Annotated in this window: 15 protein-coding genes; 10 read left to right on the top strand and 5 right to left on the bottom strand. The window is 53.8% G+C overall.

Annotation, left to right across the window (positions count from 1 at the left end; translation table 11 throughout):
• The first annotated feature begins 4 nt into the window (after positions 1–4).
• The 5 genes from NR195_RS05690 to NR195_RS05670 all read left to right on the top strand — a co-directional run bounded on the left by NR195_RS05690 (position 5) and on the right by NR195_RS05670 (position 4,138).
• Entirely contained in the window at positions 5–415 is a 411-nt protein-coding gene (locus NR195_RS05690; protein WP_159226311.1) for a hypothetical protein, read from the top strand.
• A gap of 845 nt (positions 416–1,260) precedes the next feature.
• A complete protein-coding gene (locus NR195_RS05685) occupies positions 1,261–1,824 on the top strand; it encodes an Ail/Lom family outer membrane beta-barrel protein (protein ID WP_256844267.1) in 564 nt (187 codons plus the stop codon).
• A gap of 214 nt (positions 1,825–2,038) precedes the next feature.
• Complete coding sequence (locus tag NR195_RS05680; protein ID WP_187507260.1) at positions 2,039–2,533, top strand: DUF2569 domain-containing protein; 495 nt, start codon at positions 2,039–2,041, stop codon at positions 2,531–2,533.
• Positions 2,534–2,650: 117 nt separating this feature from the next.
• Entirely contained in the window at positions 2,651–3,190 is a 540-nt protein-coding gene (locus NR195_RS05675; protein WP_052270915.1) for a hypothetical protein, read from the top strand.
• 405 nt (positions 3,191–3,595) lie between these two features.
• Positions 3,596–4,138, top strand: coding sequence for a glycine zipper 2TM domain-containing protein (locus tag NR195_RS05670; protein ID WP_003849847.1), 543 nt, complete (start codon positions 3,596–3,598; stop codon positions 4,136–4,138).
• A 144-nt stretch (positions 4,139–4,282) separates the two neighbouring features.
• On the opposite strand, the gene mfd is transcribed toward NR195_RS05670, so the two are convergent.
• Complete coding sequence (gene mfd / locus NR195_RS05665; RefSeq protein ID WP_182499939.1) at positions 4,283–7,726, bottom strand: transcription-repair coupling factor; 3,444 nt, start codon at positions 7,724–7,726, stop codon at positions 4,283–4,285.
• A gap of 228 nt (positions 7,727–7,954) precedes the next feature.
• Complete coding sequence (locus NR195_RS05660; RefSeq protein ID WP_003849845.1) at positions 7,955–8,164, bottom strand: hypothetical protein; 210 nt, start codon at positions 8,162–8,164, stop codon at positions 7,955–7,957.
• A 248-nt stretch (positions 8,165–8,412) separates the two neighbouring features.
• Here NR195_RS05660 and lolC point away from each other — a divergent pair, with 248 nt between their 5' ends.
• The 5 genes from lolC (at position 8,413) to pepT (ending at position 13,998) form a co-directional block, all read left to right on the top strand.
• Positions 8,413–9,612, top strand: a complete 1,200-nt coding sequence (gene lolC, locus NR195_RS05655) for a lipoprotein-releasing ABC transporter permease subunit LolC (protein WP_256844266.1) — start codon at positions 8,413–8,415, stop codon at positions 9,610–9,612.
• On the top strand, positions 9,605–10,309 hold the full coding sequence (gene lolD, locus NR195_RS05650; RefSeq protein ID WP_010246282.1) for a lipoprotein-releasing ABC transporter ATP-binding protein LolD: 705 nt from the start codon (positions 9,605–9,607) through the stop codon (positions 10,307–10,309). Before lolC ends, lolD begins: the two co-directional genes overlap by 8 nt.
• On the top strand, positions 10,309–11,553 hold the full coding sequence (lolE, locus tag NR195_RS05645) for a lipoprotein-releasing ABC transporter permease subunit LolE (RefSeq protein WP_022625849.1): 1,245 nt from the start codon (positions 10,309–10,311) through the stop codon (positions 11,551–11,553). The genes lolD and lolE overlap by 1 nt, the downstream gene beginning before the upstream one ends.
• 145 nt (positions 11,554–11,698) lie before the next feature.
• Positions 11,699–12,532, top strand: coding sequence for a Sir2 family NAD+-dependent deacetylase (gene cobB, locus NR195_RS05640; RefSeq protein WP_010246278.1), 834 nt, complete (start codon positions 11,699–11,701; stop codon positions 12,530–12,532).
• A gap of 236 nt (positions 12,533–12,768) precedes the next feature.
• Positions 12,769–13,998, top strand: a complete 1,230-nt coding sequence (gene pepT, locus NR195_RS05635; RefSeq protein WP_256844265.1) for a peptidase T — start codon at positions 12,769–12,771, stop codon at positions 13,996–13,998.
• 65 nt (positions 13,999–14,063) lie between these two features.
• Here pepT and NR195_RS05630 read toward each other — a convergent pair whose 3' ends face one another.
• Genes NR195_RS05630 through phoP form a run of 3 tightly spaced genes read right to left on the bottom strand, consistent with a single transcriptional unit; the run spans position 14,064 to position 17,377 of the window.
• Positions 14,064–15,188: a cupin domain-containing protein gene (locus NR195_RS05630; RefSeq protein ID WP_010246274.1), complete on the bottom strand. Its 1,125-nt coding sequence runs from the start codon at positions 15,186–15,188 to the stop codon at positions 14,064–14,066.
• Between the two features lie 57 nt (positions 15,189–15,245).
• Entirely contained in the window at positions 15,246–16,706 is a 1,461-nt protein-coding gene (phoQ, locus tag NR195_RS05625; protein ID WP_010246272.1) for a two-component system sensor histidine kinase PhoQ, read from the bottom strand.
• A gap of 2 nt (positions 16,707–16,708) precedes the next feature.
• Positions 16,709–17,377, bottom strand: coding sequence for a two-component system response regulator PhoP (phoP, locus tag NR195_RS05620; RefSeq protein ID WP_003849836.1), 669 nt, complete (start codon positions 17,375–17,377; stop codon positions 16,709–16,711).
• Positions 17,378–17,383: the final 6 nt, after the last annotated feature.

Here is a 17,383-nt window from a genome sequence, read left to right as displayed (position 1 = left end):
ATAAATGTTAGTTATATGCAATTCAATATCCGGAAAAAGCTTACCCGATGATGCAAGAATCATGGGGGAAACTGACGAAACATTATTTGAGCCGCTAAAAACTGGTATGGAGTATAAAGTCTACGGTATTATGTTTTATACGACTCGAATAGATTTTTTGCTATGTCCTGAAGGTGAGAATCCATTATGGGTACCTTCAAATATCTTTAATGTATTGGATGATAAGTTGCCGCCTGACTGGGGATTTATCATTACCGAGAAAACAATAGATTATTCTGACTTGTATGACGCATTTGGGATTATCTCAATTTTAGGTTATTTTGAGTTAATTAGGTCATACCAGCATTACATTGGTATTCTTGAAAGAGATGCAGGCGAATTACAAAAGTTTCATTCATATAGGCTAAGCTGCTAGGTTGTCCCGGCGCATGTTCACCGAGGTTTTTATTACGGATAGCATGCCAAAAGACCTAGTGTCTGATAAACGACCTGCCTGAGAATGACATCATTAGTGATAAGAAAGTTATGGATGCCTGTGGTAATGGCAGGGTTACCAGCCCCGGATGCTTACGGGCAGATCGTCAGCTTGCTGAATATCACCAGTGTTGATGTGTAGAATCAGTCACAGGTAAAGGATGGGCATGAGCACCGGCGGCAGCATTGGCAGTCAGCTTGAAAATAACGCTTTTTGGGAAAGTACAGGCATTATTTTTCCGAATGCTTTCATTTATTCAGAGGGGTTTAAATAGAACTGTAACTTAGTCTTTTAATGGGTTGTGGATATACAGGTCAGTTAATAATCTGCGTTAATGGATTGTATAACGCAGTATGGTTTTCTGGATCTATGTGCAGTAATGGTTTTCAGGGGTTTTTGCTTTTTTATGGCAACTCGGTCTTGATACCTCTAATTCTTTTTGGTCTAATAGTGCCATTAAGAATTGATTGATAACTAATCGCCAGGATGAATCCTGTGGTTAAATTCTTTACTTAACCTAAATTAAATGGCCGAAGTGCCATTTAATAAGGCTGGCGTTTAAGTTTCACATTCACTCAGGCCAGCTTGTTTAAAAAAACCGGGTATGAATAGATGCTCTCCGACCGATCTGAACATCAGGCGCGGAGCGCTACATAAAATTCCTGTCCGATACAGGCGGATAGATAAAAAATTTATCCTGTCCGTCGGGTATTGGTGATTCAGGGAACGAAGTCCTGCGTTAAGCGCAGGGAAATAATGTTAAATTATGAAAAGGAATTAACTACATGACCTCTAAAATGACGATGCTGGCATTACTGTGTGGCGGTCTTCTCGTGGGCAGCAATGCGCTGGCTGATAATCACACCGTCTCGGTTGGATATGCACAAAGCAAGGTTGAAGACTTTAAAAATATCCGTGGCGTCAACGTTCAGTATCGCTATGAATGGGAGTCTCCTCTCAGTGTGATTGGCTCATTCAGCTACATGAAAGGCGATGAAAGTTTTTCTGAGCGAGAAGATTTTTATGGCGATGTCAGCGGATATGATGGAAAAACCAAAGTGAAATATTACTCACTGATGGCAGGTCCTGCATATCGCATCAATGACTACATCAGCTTCTATGGATTAATTGGTGTTGCCCATACCAAAGTGGATGAGAACGTGACTTATATCGGAGTCTACTCCGAAGAATATAGCGAAAATAAAACCTCTTTTGCCTATGGCGCTGGTGTTGTCGTGAATCTTATCAGCAACCTCTCTGTGAGTGTTGGCTATGAAGGTACTCGCGTAAAATATAACGAAGATGTTGCCATCAATGGTTTTAACATCGGCATCGGATACCGTTTCTGATTCAACGCTAAAAACCGCAACCCTGGTCATCTGGTCAGGGTTGTTTTTTTGCACTCTGGAAAGGACCGTTTTTTATAAAGGTCGAATCAGGCAGTTCTTCGATACATTTAAAATAGTACCTGATCCTGTCTGACCAAAGACGTCGATCTTCTGAATTAACCGGTTTGAATTTTGTTAAAACAAAGAAAAATAATTACAGCTTCAGGGGGCGAGAATGTTATGTATTAAATGTCAGGAAGCAGAAGAGAATAAAGAATCAGGCTTTTGTGATAATTGTGAAAAAAAAGAAGAGGGCAGGATTAATGGCTTATTATATCTGCCAGCTTTAGGCTTGATTATTGGTTTTTTTACAATGCTGTATAATGATTTTTGTATTGTTTCGTTGATTGCCAACACTTATCAGAAACAAGGTGTGGTTAATGGTTTTAGTGTTTTATTATTAGCGCTGTCCATTATTAATGCTCCCGTAACAGTGCTGGCTTGCTGGTTCTTCTTTAGGAAGAAAGTAAAAACCAGATACGTGATGATAACGTACTATTTATACGGTCTTATCTTTGCGAGTTTTTGCACGCTTTATCCTGCTTTGGTTTTTCACGTAAACATTACGCAGCCTGCTATCAATATGCTGGCTCGGGCCTTAATCAGTTGTCTGATATGGGTACCATATTTTATTTTTTCCAGCAGGATTAATAAAGTCTTTGTGCATTAATACGGTCAATATTTTTTGTCACAAAATAAACGATGGGTAACGCAACACCCGCCTCGTTATAGTACCAATAAAATAACCAGTTCCAGTCTGTGTCAGTTAAATTAAGGATAATAAAGAATGGCTGCAAAAATTTTAATCACCGGATTGATAGCACTATTATTGAGTGGCTGCACGGCAGGCTTCAGACCTTCACTGGATGATTATAAAGGGCAGGATGCGGCCCGAATCCGGGTGGGTTCAGAGGGCAATACGGCACTTCAGTTCTATGAAAAACAGAGTTCAGGTTGCTATAAAAAAATGCTGGAACGCCGTATCACTTCTGGTTTTGCCATTCTGGGCATCCCCGTTACAGGTAATAAACGGATAGGTATGCCAGCGTCGTCTGAAAACAAGGGTGCTTTCATCAATGAATTTACCCTGAAGCCAGGACAAATGATTCGTGTCATTCACTACTGGACACAGGCTGGATACCATCAGAACACTCAAAAATCGGCCACTGTTGAATTTATTCCTCAGGCTAACCATGACTACGATATTGTAGTCAGAGGGTCCGAATATTCAGGCGATAGCGTTTCCATCAAAGACCTTACCCCCAATGGCACCATTGTGGGCTGGGGCGAGATAAAGGTATGCCCATCCGAGAGCATTTTTGATTAGTTTCCTTTTTCTTCATTCCTGAAGCCTGAGTGCTTCAGGAATGAATGTTCCCGATAACGGTACATAAAGACGATACTTTTGGGTGACGATGGAAAGGCCGTTGCCATAACGGGCAGTCAGGCTTTGCTTAAGGCATATAAAATTATATGCCTTTGATTTAATTGGTTTAATTTCCTTAGCGAAAAAGCATCATTAATAACGTTCCCCACCTCAGAACTCTCCTAAAAACTGGTCCTGATAGCAAAGTGACCAATTTCCTCCATTTATCTGATGTTGCATTTTCGGTCCATCTGTAAAACTTCATCTCAACAAACACGGCGCGTCGCGCACGCCGGTTATACCTCAGTTAACGAGGATGCTTTAGCAGCAGGATTGCGCGGTAACACTTTTCAGGAGGAACTTCCTGTGAATAAATCAATGTTAGCGGGTATCGGTATTGGTGTGGCAGCAGCTCTGGGTGTTGCAGCCGTAGCAGGCATGAACGTGTTTGATCGCGGTCCTCAATATGCTCAGGTACTGTCTGCAACGCCAATCAAAGAGAGCATTAAACAGCCTCGTCAGGAGTGCCGTAATGTCACTCTGACTCACCGTCGGGCCGTGCAGGATGAAAACCGTCTTGCCGGGTCTGTATTAGGTGCAGTGGCAGGTGGAGTGCTGGGTCACCAGTTTGGTGGCGGTCGCGGCAGAGATGTGGCGACAGTAGCAGGTGCGGTAGCGGGGGGTTATGCCGGTAATCAGGTCCAGGGCGGACTGCAGGATCGGGATACCTACACCACAACCGAACAGCGCTGCAAAACAGTTTACGACAAACAAGAGAAAAAACTGGGATATGACGTGACCTATAAAATAGGCGATCAGCAGGGTAAAATCCGTATGGAAAATGACCCCGGCACGCGTATTCCACTGGATCGCAATGGTCAGCTGGTTCTCAACGGCGATCAGGCGTAATTGGGCAAAGCTTTGCCGCTCACGCGGCCACACAGCACAACGTAATACAGCAGTAATGAAAAAGGCGCATCTCAGGATGCGCCTTTTTTTGCGGCAAACTAACCGGCGCTTTACCGGTTAGCTTAGCAACGCACGGGCAGGGTATTACGCCTGCCGCTGAGCCAGTTGCGAAACGAAGCCCTGCACCCACTCAAGCCGCACCTTTCTTTCCGATAGCTCACGGGTAAACCGCAGTCGCGTCGGCCCATCCAGCTTCCACTGCTGAGGCTCTTTCTGCAGCAGGCCTATCAGCCATGCCGGATCCACGTTGTTCTTCGGCGCAAAATCGAAATAACCGCCTTTGTCGCTGGCTTCGATCTTACGCAGACCGACAGCGCGGGCTTTCAGCCGGATAATCGCCACATCCAGCAGATTACGCGCCGGATCGGGTAGCAGGCCAAAGCGGTCGATCATCTCAACCTTCAGCTCCTGCAGCTCCTCTTCAGCCTCCGCGCTGGCGATGCGTTTATAGAGTGAAAGACGGGTACTGACATCCGGGATAAAGGTCTCGGGCAGCAGGGCGGGCATCCGCAGCTCCACCTCGGTCTGGTTGCTGGTGAGATCTTCCAGTGACGGCTCGCGACCCGCTTTCAGCGCCTCGACCGCATTCTCCAGCAGCTCCATATAAAGCGTGAAGCCCAGCGTCTCCATCTGTCCGCTCTGCTCATCACCCAGCAGTTCGCCAGCACCGCGAATCTCCAGGTCATGCGTTGCCAGGGCAAAACCGGCTCCCAGATCTTCCAGTGAAGCGATCGCCTCCAGCCGCTTATGTGCATCGGCGGTCATTGACTTCGGATGCGGCGTTAACAGCCAGGCATAAGCCTGATGATGCGAACGCCCGACGCGACCACGCAGCTGATGCAACTGCGCCAGGCCAAAGTGATCGGCCCGCTCAATGATGATGGTATTGGCGGTCGGTATGTCGATACCGGTTTCGATAATGGTGGTACAAACCAGCACGTTAAAACGCTGATGGTGGAAATCGTTCATCACCCGTTCCAGATCACGCTCACGCATCTGACCATGGCCAATAGCGACACGCGCTTCCGGCACCAGTTCGCTGAGACGCTGCGCCGCTTTCTCGATATTTTCAACGTCATTGTAGAGGTAGTAGACCTGTCCGCCACGCAGCACCTCACGCAGGATTGCTTCGCGGATAACCAGATCGTCAAATTCACGGACAAAAGTTTTCACCGCTAAACGGCGGGCAGGCGGCGTGGCGATGATCGAGAGATCGCGCATGCCGCTCATGGCCATATTCAGGGTGCGAGGGATTGGCGTTGCGGTCAGCGTCAGAATGTCCACATCGGCGCGCATCGCCTTGATGCGCTCTTTGTGACGCACCCCGAAACGGTGCTCTTCATCGACAATCAGCAGACCAAGATCGTGCCATTTGAGATCGCTCATCAGCAGCTTATGGGTGCCGATTAAGATGTCGATCTTGCCATCGCTGGCCTGTTCCAGCACCTGCGTCTGCTCTTTGGCAGTGCGGAAACGGGAAAGCATCTCAATGCGAACCGGCCAGTTGGCGAAGCGATCGCGGAAGTTGTCGTAATGCTGCTGTGCCAGCAGGGTGGTCGGCACCAGCACGGCCACCTGTTTATGGTTCTCAATCGCCAGAAACGCCGCGCGCATGGCTACTTCGGTTTTACCGAAACCAACGTCGCCGCACACCAGACGGTCCATCGCCAGCGGCTCGCACATATCACTCAGCACCGCGTTGATCGCCTGCGCCTGGTCCGGGGTGGTTTCAAACGGGAAGCTTTCGCAGAACAGCTGATACTGCTCGCGATTATGCTTAAAGGCAAAGCCGGTTTTGGCGGCGCGCTGAGCATAGATATCCAGCAGTTCAGCTGCCACATCACGCACTTTCTCAGCCGCTTTCTGCCGTGCACGTGACCAGGCATCGCTGCCCAGTTTGTGCAGTGGTGCATTATCGTCGGCACCGCCTGCGTAGCGGCTGATCAGGTGCAGCGATGAAACCGGCACATAAAGTTTGGCGTCGTTGGCGTAAGAGAGCATCAGATATTCCGCCTCAATGCCGCCGGCTTCCAGCGTGGTGAGGCCGATATAACGACCCACACCGTGTTCCAGATGCACCACCGGCTGGCCGGGATGCAGCTCCGCCAGGTTACGGATCAGAATGTCCGGATTGATAGTGCGACGGGTATCCTGACGGCGACGGCTGACGCGTTCGCCCAGCAAATCGCTTTCGCAAATCAGCGCCCGGTTGCCCTGGGTATCAATAAAACCGCGCTCGCTGGCGCCGATCATCAGACGGAAACGCTCTTCGCCGACCTCATCGAAGCGGTGCACCGGCTGAGGACGCAGTTTAATCCGGGCCAGCAGATCCTGCAGGCTTTCACGGCGGCCTTCACTTTCGACCGAGAAGACCACGGTGCCGCTGAAGGTCTCAATAAACTGACGCAGATGATCGAGTGGCGCTTTTGCCTGCGCCTGAACGGTCAGGTCAGGCAGCGGGGTATAACCGAGGTTGGTATTCGCGGCTTTGGCGGGCAGCACCTCATTGGTCATCTGGATGCGCGGCCAGGCTTTCAGCTCTCCCATTAATGCATCGGGACGCAGCCACAGGGTGACCGGCTCCAGCAGTGGGCGCATCGGATCAACGCGGCGATTTTCATAACGCGCCTCGGCATCCTGCCAGAAGCGGCTGGCGCTGCCTTCAAGATCGCCGCAGTTCACAATCAGGGTATTGTCGGGCAGATAGCTGAACAGGCTGGGTAACGGCTGCTCAAAAAACAGCGGCTGCCAGTATTCGATGCCCGCTGGCAACGTGCCTTTGCTGACCTGCTGATAGACATGCTCCGACTCACGGCGCACATCAAACGTTTCACGCCAGCGGCTGCGGAACAGCTCAATGGCGGCTTTGTCGCTGGGAAACTCATGCGCAGGCAGCAGGTTAATTTCGGGGACCGCTTCCAGCGTGCGCTGACTGTCGACGTCGAACAGGCGCAGGCTGTCGATCTCATCATCGAAAAAGTCGATGCGGTAGGGCTGATCGCTGCCCATCGGGAACAGATCGAGCAGGGCGCCGCGCGTGGCGTATTCACCGTGCTCCATCACCTGATCGACATGGCGATAACCGGCCTGCTCAAGCTGGTCGCGCAGCCGGTCGCGTGACAGTTTTTGTCCCTGCTTCATCACCAGCGCATGGCCGTGCAGGAAACTGTGCGGGCAGACGCGCTGCATCAGGGTGTTGACCGGCATGATCAGCATACCGCGCTGCATCACCGGCAGCTGGTAGAGGGTCGACAGGCGGGCGGAGATAATATCCTGATGCGGCGAAAAGCTGTCGTAGGGCAGCGTTTCCCAGTCGGCAAGGTGCGCCACCGGCAGATCGGTAAACTGGCGGATTTCATCCAGCAGACGCAGAGCGGTTTGGGTATCGGGTGTAATCATTAACACCGGACCAGCATGTCGTTCGGTAATGCTGGCACACTCCACCGCGTGCGCCGCGCCTATGAGCTGGCCGAGCTGACGGTGATCGCCGGATTTAACGGGCAGGGTATAACGAGTCTGTTCGGGCATGGGATCTCGGGGTTGCTCCATTTTTCCAGGACGTAATCATTCCATATTATGTCAGGGGGATCACCTCTGCGGCACAATTTTCCTGCCGCGCCGCGCTGAACCAGGAGATAGGTCAGCCATTACCGGGCGTCAGCGGTAATCGTGCGGATAAAGAGAGGATAGACGGAGTCTGGCAAGGGATCAGAAAAAACCGCCGTCGCCATGCAGCGACGGGGTTAAACGGGCATTTTATTTTATGGATTGCTGTGTGTAATGCATGCGTGGGCGGTCGATATTCGCCCAGGATAACTCCTGCTCAGGATGATAGCTGAGGTTACCGTCGTCCCACTTTACGTAGTAGCCGGCTGGTGCGTTTCCCTGCTCAAAGACGTTGATGATTTCGCCTCTGATCTCCCCGGATTTATGTTTAACGATGCTGCCTTTGGGAAATTTCAACATGGTCGCTACCTCATACTGCCCGGCAATAAATCACCCGTGATCATGGTACTGATTGTAGTTTACCCCCCTGGACGCTGAATAATCAGCCAATAAGCGGCGGCTTTATCAGTTATTCCACGGCTTTGGCGCGGAATGTGACGCATCCGGATGCAACTTTGCTGCCGACTCAGAGGGTTAGAGGTTTCATAAAGCCAGCCGCTCCTTTATCATCCCACTACCTATTTTCAGGCAACGGCTTACTGGATTCCATGTATCAACCTGTCGCGCTATTTATCGGTCTGCGTTATATGCGCGGACGAGCATCGGATCGCTTCGGTCGCTTTGTCTCCTGGCTCTCAACGATTGGCATTACGCTCGGCGTGCTGGCGATGGTCACCGTGTTATCGGTGATGAACGGTTTTGAGCGTGAACTCGAAGGCAATATTCTTGGCCTGATGCCTCAGGCGCTGATCACCAGCGACAAAGGCAGTCTCAATCCACAACAGCAACCCGCCACTTCGCTGAATCTGCAGGGTGTCAGCCGTATCGCGCCGCTGACCACCGCCAATGTGGTGCTGCAAAGCCCGCACAGCGTCTCCGTTGGCGTGATGCTGGGCATTGAGCCGGCTGAAAAAGATCCGCTTACCCCTTTCCTGGTCAATACCCGGCAGAGCGTGCTGCAGGCCGGGCAGTATAATGTCATCCTCGGCGAACAGCTGGCATCCCAGCTTGGCGTAAAACGTGGCGATCAGCTGCGTCTGATGGTGCCGTCGGTCAGCCAGTTCACCCCGATGGGACGCGTGCCAAGTCAGCGTCTGTTTACCGTAGCGGGCACCTATGCCGCTAACAGCGAAGTCGATGGTTATCAGATTCTGGTCAATCTTCAGGATGCGTCGCGCGTGATGCGCTATCCGGCCGGTAATATTACCGGCTGGCGACTGTGGCTGGATAAACCGCTGTCGGTCGACAGTTTGAGTCAGCAGACACTGCCTGCGGGCCTGGTCTGGAAAGACTGGCGTGAGCGTAAAGGCGATCTCTTCCAGGCAGTGCGTATGGAGAAGAACATGATGGGCCTGCTGCTAAGCCTGATCATCGCCGTGGCTGCCTTTAACATCATCACCTCGTTAGGCTTGCTGATCATGGAGAAGCAGGGCGAAGTGGCGATCCTGCAAACCCAGGGCCTGACGCGCCAGCAAATAGTGGCGGTGTTTATGGTGCAGGGTGCCAGCGCCGGGATTATCGGCACGCTGCTCGGCACGCTGCTCGGTGTCTTGCTGGCCAGCCAGCTCAACAACTTAATGCCGGTGATTGGCCTGTTCCTTGATGGTGCCGCATTGCCGGTTGATATTAATGTGTGGCAGGTGGTCACCATCGCCCTCAGCGCCATGATTGTGGCGCTGTTGTCTACGCTCTATCCTTCGTGGCGCGCTGCCGCCGTTCAACCTGCTGAGGCTTTACGTTATGAGTAACACTCCTTTGTTGCAGTGCCGCGACCTGTGCAAACGCTATCAGGAAGGCAGCGTGCAGACCGATGTGCTGCGCAATGTGGCTTTCAGCCTCCAGCCCGGTGAACTGACAGCGATTGTCGGCAGCTCCGGTTCCGGTAAAAGTACGCTGCTGCATCTGCTCGGCGGCCTGGATGCACCGACATCGGGCGACGTGGTGTTTGATGGCCAGTCACTGAATGCGATGTCCTCGTCGGCCAAAGCGGAGCTGCGTAACCGCGAGCTGGGCTTTATCTATCAGTTCCACCATCTGCTGCCGGACTTCAGCGCGCTGGAGAACGTGGCGATGCCGCTGCTGATTGGCAAAACGGCTAAAACAGAAGCACAGGATCGCGCCCGTGAGATGCTGGCCGCGGTCGGGCTGGACCATCGCGCCGCGCACCGGCCTTCAGAACTGTCAGGCGGCGAACGCCAGCGCGTGGCGATTGCCCGGGCGCTGGTTAACCGCCCACGGCTGGTGATGGCGGATGAGCCAACCGGTAACCTTGATGCGCGCAACGCCGACGCCATTTTTGAATTACTGGGCGAACTGAACGTGCGTCAGGGCACCGCGTTTCTGGTGGTGACCCACGATCTGATGCTGGCAAAACGCATGACGCGTCAGATGGAGATGCGTGATGGTCAGTTAAGCGATCAACTCACCATGGCAGGAGCGGTGTAATGGGTTCGTCGTTATCCCTGTTGCTGGGCCTGCGCTTTAGTCGTGGCCGCCGTCGTGGCGGCATGGTGTCGCTGATTTCAGTGATCTCCACCATCGGTATTGCGCTGGGCGTGGCGGTGCTGATTATCGGTCTGAGCGCCATGAATGGTTTTGAGCGTGAGCTGAACAACCGCATTCTGGCGGTGGTGCCGCATGGCGAGATCGAGGCGGTCAATCAGCCGTTCCAGCACTGGCAGTCGATGATTGCCCCGATTGAAAAGGTGCCCGGCATTGCGGCGGCAGCGCCTTATGTGAACTTCACCGGCCTGATTGAGAGCGGCGCCCGGCTGGAAGCGCTGCAGGTAAAGGGCGTTGATCCGGCACAGGAGCCGCGCCTCAGCGCCCTGCCACAGTTTGTGGCAGATAACGGCTGGTCCTCTTTTGCCGCCGGTAAGCAGCAGATCATTCTGGGCGGCGGCATTGCTAAATCGCTGAACGTGAAGCAGGGCGACTGGATCACCATCATGATCCCCAACAACGATGGTGATAACAAACTGCTTCAGCCTAAACGTATCCGGCTTCAGGTCAGCGGTATTCTACAACTCAGCGGCATGCTCGATCACAGCCTGGCGCTGGTGCCACTCGCCGATGCGCAGCACTATCTGGAGATGGGTGACAGCGTGTCCGGCATCGCCCTGAAGATGACCGACCCGTTCCAGGCGGTCAAACTGGTGCGGGATGCCGGTGAAGCGACCCGTTCCTACGTCTACATCAAGAGCTGGATTGGCACCTACGGCTATATGTACCGCGACATTCAGATGATCCGCGCCATCATGTATCTGGCGATGGTGCTGGTGATTGGCGTCGCCTGCTTTAACATCGTCTCAACGCTGGTGATGGCGGTGAAGGATAAGAGCAGTGACATTGCGGTGCTTCGTACCCTCGGTGCCAAAGACCGGCTGATCCGTGCCATCTTCATCTGGTACGGTTTGCTGGCAGGCCTGCTGGGCAGCGTCAGCGGCGTGATCGCGGGCGTGCTGGTGGCGCTGAATCTGACCTCACTGGTGCGCGGGCTGGAGTCGGTTACCGGTCATCATCTGCTGGCGGGTGATATCTACTTCATTGATTTCCTGCCGTCGGAACTGCACTGGATTGATGTGTTCTCAGTATTGATTACCGCGATTCTGCTGAGCCTGCTGGCGAGCTGGTATCCCGCCAGACGCGCCAGCCGCATTGACCCGGCTCGGGTATTAAGCGGTCAGTGAAAAAATGCGGCGCGAATCCTTTCGCGCCGCATCTGTTTAAGACCTTTGCTGTTGGGCGCGGCCCTCAGCAACCGTTACTATCGGGTGATGTTAACCCGGAATCTGTTTAGAGCGGCTCGCCGCAGCTGCTACGCCAGGAGATTTTATGCGTACACCACGTCGCCGCATACGACTTGCCCGCCTGAAGAAAACCCGGAGAAAAGTGCATCAGCGCTTTCGCCAGCGCATATTTGAGCGCGATCGTCAGGCCGAACTGGCCGCCCATCCTCAGCCGCATGTTGTCGTGCTGACCGGCGCAGGCATCTCAGCGGAGTCCGGCATCCGGACCTTCCGCGCCGCTGACGGCCTGTGGGAAGAGCACCACGTTGAAGATGTTGCGACGCCCGAAGGATTTCAGCGCGATCCCGCGCTGGTGCAGCGCTTCTACAATGCGCGCCGCCAGCAATTGCAGGAGGCAGAGATTCAGCCTAACGCGGCCCATCTGGCGCTGGCGGAGCTGGAACAGGTATTAGGCGATAACTTTTTGCTGGTCACGCAAAACATCGACAATCTGCATGAGCGTGCCGGAAACAGCCGGGTGCTGCATATGCACGGTGAACTGCTAAAAGTGCGCTGTGTCACCAGCGGTCAGGTCATTGAGTGGACCGGTGATATCACGCCGGACGATCGCTGCACCTGCTGCCAGTTCCCCTCTGCGCTGCGGCCGCACGTAGTGTGGTTCGGTGAGATGCCGCTGGGCATGGAGCAGATTTATCAGGCGCTTGAACAGGCCGATTACTTTATCGCTATCGGCACCTCAGGCCATGTCTATCCGGCCGCGGGTTTTGTCCATGAAGCCAAACTGCAGGGCGCGCATACTGTTGAGCTGAACCTGGAGCCAAGCCAGGTGGGCAACGAATTTGCCGAGCGGCATTACGGCCTGGCGAGCGAAGTGGTGCCGGAGTTTGTGCATAAGCTGCTGCGCGCGCTTTATAAGTAAGCAGGGGCGGCTATGGCCGCCTCGCCGTTTCTTGACCGTCATGCTGATTCCAGCCGCCCGGTGTTTATCAACATTGCGAGGTTTGCCGCAACAATCTCGTAATCAGCCGTTTTTTTCGGGCTTATTGCTTTCCCAAAGGTTATCGACAGCGCTAACCTGTCTGCGAATGATTTTACGCAACGTTGTAACCGGCTGGTCTGTTAATAATACCGGATGGCACTTTTAAAGGATGGGATATGGAACAGTTACTTGAGCGCTTTTTAAGTTATGTGGCCGTTGAGACCCAGGCTAAGCCGCAGGCGCGCCAGGTGCCCAGCAGTGAAGGGCAGTGGACGCTGGCGCGTCAGCTGCAGGAGGAGTTGCTGGCACTGGGTTTTGTCGATGTCTCCTTAAGCGATCACTGTTGCGTCATGGGCACACTGCCTGCCAATGTTGACTGGCCGACGCCAGTCATCGGTTTCATCTCTCACATGGATACCTCGCCAGACTTTACGGCGAAACATGTGAATCCGCAGATCATTGAAAATTATCGCGGCGGAGACATTGCGCTGGGTAATGGCAACGAAATTCTCTCGCCGGTGATGTTCCCGGTGCTGCACAAGCTGATTGGGCATACGCTGATTACCACCGATGGCAAAACCCTGCTGGGCGCGGATGATAAAGCGGGTATCGCTGAGATCATGACGGCGATGGCGCAACTGGCTGCGAGCGATACGCCGCACGGTGCGATCCGCGTTGCCTTTACGCCCGATGAAGAGATTGGTCGCGGCACTTCTCACTTTGATGTGGAAGGCTTTGCCGCTGACTGGGCCTACACCATTGATGGCAGTGATTTAGGGGAGTTCGAGTATGAGAACTTCAACGCTGCTTCGGCCACCGTCAAAATCGTCGGTAACAACGTGCACCCTGGCTCCGCCAAAGGGGTGATGGTCAATGCGCTGGATCTGGCAAACCAGTTTCATGCCGCGGTCCCGGCCAGCGAAAAACCGCAATATACTGACGGCTATCAGGGCTTCTATCATCTGCATCAGATCAAAGGCAGCGTTGAACACGCCGAGATGCTCTATATCATTCGTGACTTCGAAACGGAGAGTTTTGAACAGCGTAAACAGACGCTGCTGCAGATTGCCGCAGAGATCAACAAAACCCTGCACCCGGACTGTTCGGTCACCGTCGAGATCACCAACAGCTATCGCAACATGCGTGAAAAGGTTGAGCCGTTCCCGCACATCATCGAACTGGCTTTACAGGCGATGCGTGACTGCGGCATTGAGCCGGTAGTGAAACCGATTCGCGGCGGTACGGATGGATCGGCGCTGTCCTGGAAAGGGCTGCCTTGCCCGAACATCTTCACCGGTGGCTATAACTATCACGGCAAGCATGAGCTTGCTTCGCTGAATATCATGGCGAAATCGGTGGAAGTGATTGTGCGGCTGTCAGAGCTGGCGGCGCAGAAGAAGAATTAACCCGCAGACACAAAAAAGGCTCTCTGCCACGGTGGCAAGAGAGCCTGATTCATTATCAGCTCAGATTATTCGTCGCCGAAGTACCAGTAACCGGCATTGACCAGATCAGCGATCTGCGCCAGTACCGACGGGTCATCCAGCGCATCCCCCAGATCGTCCAGTGTGATGCGATAGTGGCGCGCCAGTACCGCCATCACATCGGGATGTGAACACTCAACACGCTCACCGTTGACATAGACCGCATCGCCAATCGTCAGGACACGCAGGCCACCTAACCGGCTCAGGGTATCGCCCTGTTGCAGCGCATCATAAATTTCATCAGGCTGGTAAGGCGGTTCCGGCGGCGCGACATCGAGTTCGTGGCGTGACTGGGAAATGAATTCGCCAAACCACTGAGCGAACTGCTCCGGCTGATTGACCACATCCAGCATCAACTGACGTACGCCTTCAATCTCCTGCGGCAGAATCTGCGACGGGCAATCACGTGCAGGGACATCCGGATCGCTGAAGCGCAGGCTGCCCAGCTCATTAGCCAGCGCGTAATCTGCAAAGCCGCTGATTAACTCGCGTCCGCTGGGGGCACGGAAACCCACGGAGTAGTTCAGGGCGTTTTCCAGCGAGTAGCCTTCATGCGGGAACCCTGGCGGAATATAGAGAATATCACCCGGCTCCATCTCTTCATCGATGATGGCGTCGAATGGCTCAACCTGCAGCAGATCCGGGTGCGGGCAGTGCTGCTTCAGCGGCACCTTTTCACCGACGCGCCAGCGACGGCGACCGGCACCCTGAATAATAAAGACATCATACTGATCAAAATGAGGACCGACGCCGCCGCCAGGCACGGCAAACGACACCATCAGGTCATCAACACGCCAGTCAGGCAGGAAACGGAAAGGGCGCATCAGTGCGGCAGAGGCTTCATGCCAGTGATTGACCGCCTGTACCAGCAGCGACCAGTTGTTTTCACCCAGATGATCATAGCTCTCGAACGGGCCGTGGCTGACCTGCCATTTGCCATCCTGATGGCTGACCAGGCGGCTATCCACCTCGTTTTCCATCGCCAGACCGGCCAGTTCATCCGGTGAAAGAGGATCGACAAAGTTTTTAAAACCACGCTTCAGCACTACCGGGCGTTTCTGCCAGTAACGCTGAATAAAATCGGGCCAGTTAATATCGAGCTGATAGTCCATAAAAGGGTTCCGCTTAGGGCTGTAAATGCCAGCAAGTATAACAGCCCTGAGGGTTTTCTACTCGCGGCGATGTTCGACTTCCTGGCGCTGAAAGACCACTTCCATGCGTGTTCCGCCGAGTGCGCTACCGGAGGCGATGACGTTGCCCTCATATTGCTCAAGAATATCGCGCACCACCGCCAGACCCAGTCCCTGACCGGGACGCAGGGTGTCGGCGCGCTGACCCCGGACAAACACTAAATCGCGCTTGCTCTCGGGAATGCCCGGACCATCATCGTCAATATAGAGATGGAGTGCATTTTCGCTCTGAAAAGCGCTGATTTCGATAAATTCCAGGCAGTACTTGCAGGCGTTATCGAGCACGTTGCCCAGCACTTCCATAAAGTCATTCTGGTCGCCAACAAAGGTCAGCTCCGGTGAGATATCCAGCGAAATCGCCACGCCTTTACGCTGATAGACTTTATTCAGGGCTGAGCAGAGCTTGTCGAGCAGACCGGAAACGGAATGCAGATCGCGCTGCAGCGGATTGTGATCGGCCTGCATACTGGCGCGATGCAGATAATAACCGACCTGCTGCGAGATTCGACTAATCTGCTCCAGCATCACCGGCTCAGCCTGTTCCACCGTCAGTTCCTTGCCGTTGCGCAGCGAGCGCAGGGTGCTCTGCAACACGGCCAGCGGCGTTTTCAGACTGTGGGTCAGGTCTGAAAGCGTGGTGCGATAGCGGGTATAGCGTTGTCGCTCATTGGTCAGCAGCAGATTGAGGTTACGCACCAGACTGCGCAGTTCCTGCGGCGGATTATCCGCCAGATTTTCGCGCTGGCTGGTCTCCAGTTCGCGCACCTGCTGCGTCAGCGCGCCAATCGGCCGCAGACTCCAGTGCGCCGCCAGCCACAGCAACGGAATGATCAGTATCAGGTTGGCCGCCAGCACATAGCTGAACCACGACCAGACCACATCAGAATGCTGCAACTCCTGCGGGATAGAGTCGACCACCACAATGGTGAGCGCGGGCAGATTCGTGGTGGCATCGTAACGGTTAACGGCGACCGAATGGGTAAAGGTATCGTTGCTGTCATTGTCCCAGTCGTTGAGTCGTTGCTGAGCATTCAGGTTATTGCCCATCGCCACCATGCTGGTACGGTTACTGGTATCAATCTCGTAGAAGTCAGGCTTCAGCAGCCATTCACGGCGGATCTTCTTGCGGATCTCCGGCACGTCGCGTTGCTGCCACAACAGCTTGCCGTGCTCATCGTAAATAAACACCAGCGTCGGGAAGTTGAGCGTCATCCGTTCCGGCTGGGCGATGGTGAGTTTGTTGTCATGCCATTGCGCCAGCGTAAAGAACAGGTTGCTCTCGCCGCGCATCACGCGATAGGTGTTTTTATCGAAACTGACCACATAGCCAATCACCGCCACCATGCCGTAGGAGAGTGAGAGGAAGAGGACGATCGCTGCGGAGGCCAGCAGAAAGCGGGCGCGCAGCGAAATAGGGCGATAACGATTAAACCAGGACATGGTCAGAGATCAAAGCGGTAGCCCTGGCCACGCACGGTGGCGATCACGTCAGTAGGATGCAACGCCAGAATTTTTTTGCGCAGACGGCCCATAAGAACGTCGATGGTGTGGCTTTCACGCAGTTCGGCGTCAGGATAGAGCTGCAGCATCAGCGAGTCTTTGCTCACCACTTTGCCCGCGTTACGGATCAGCGTTTCGACAATGGTGTACTCAAAGGCCGTGAGCTTCACTGGCTCTTCATTGACCGTCAGTTCACGGCGGGAGAGATCAACCTGAAACGGGGCCATATCGATGATTTGCGAGGCATGTCCGCTGTTACGACGCATCAGCGCCTGCAGGCGTGCCGCGACTTCTTCAATGTGAAACGGTTTGGTGACGTAGTCATCCGCGCCGGCTTCCAGCGCCTCAACTTTGGCCTGCCAGCCTTCACGGGCGGTCAGCACCAGAATCGGCTGGCGCACGGCATCGCTGCGCCAGCGGCGAATCAGAGACATACCATCTTCATCCGGCAGGCCGAGATCCACCAGCGCGATATCGGGCAGATGTTCCCGAAGAAAATAGTCAGCTTCTTTGGCGTCTTCGGCGGCATCGACCTGATGGCCCATGTCACGTAACTGGACGGCGAGATGATGGCGCAGCAGGGCATTGTCTTCAACAACCAGAACACGCATAGAAAT

The organism is Pantoea sp. Ft-CA_14 (assembly GCF_024520875.1).
Classification (GTDB): domain Bacteria; phylum Pseudomonadota; class Gammaproteobacteria; order Enterobacterales; family Enterobacteriaceae; genus Pantoea; species Pantoea agglomerans.
This window is presented reverse-complemented; position numbering and strand designations above follow the sequence as displayed.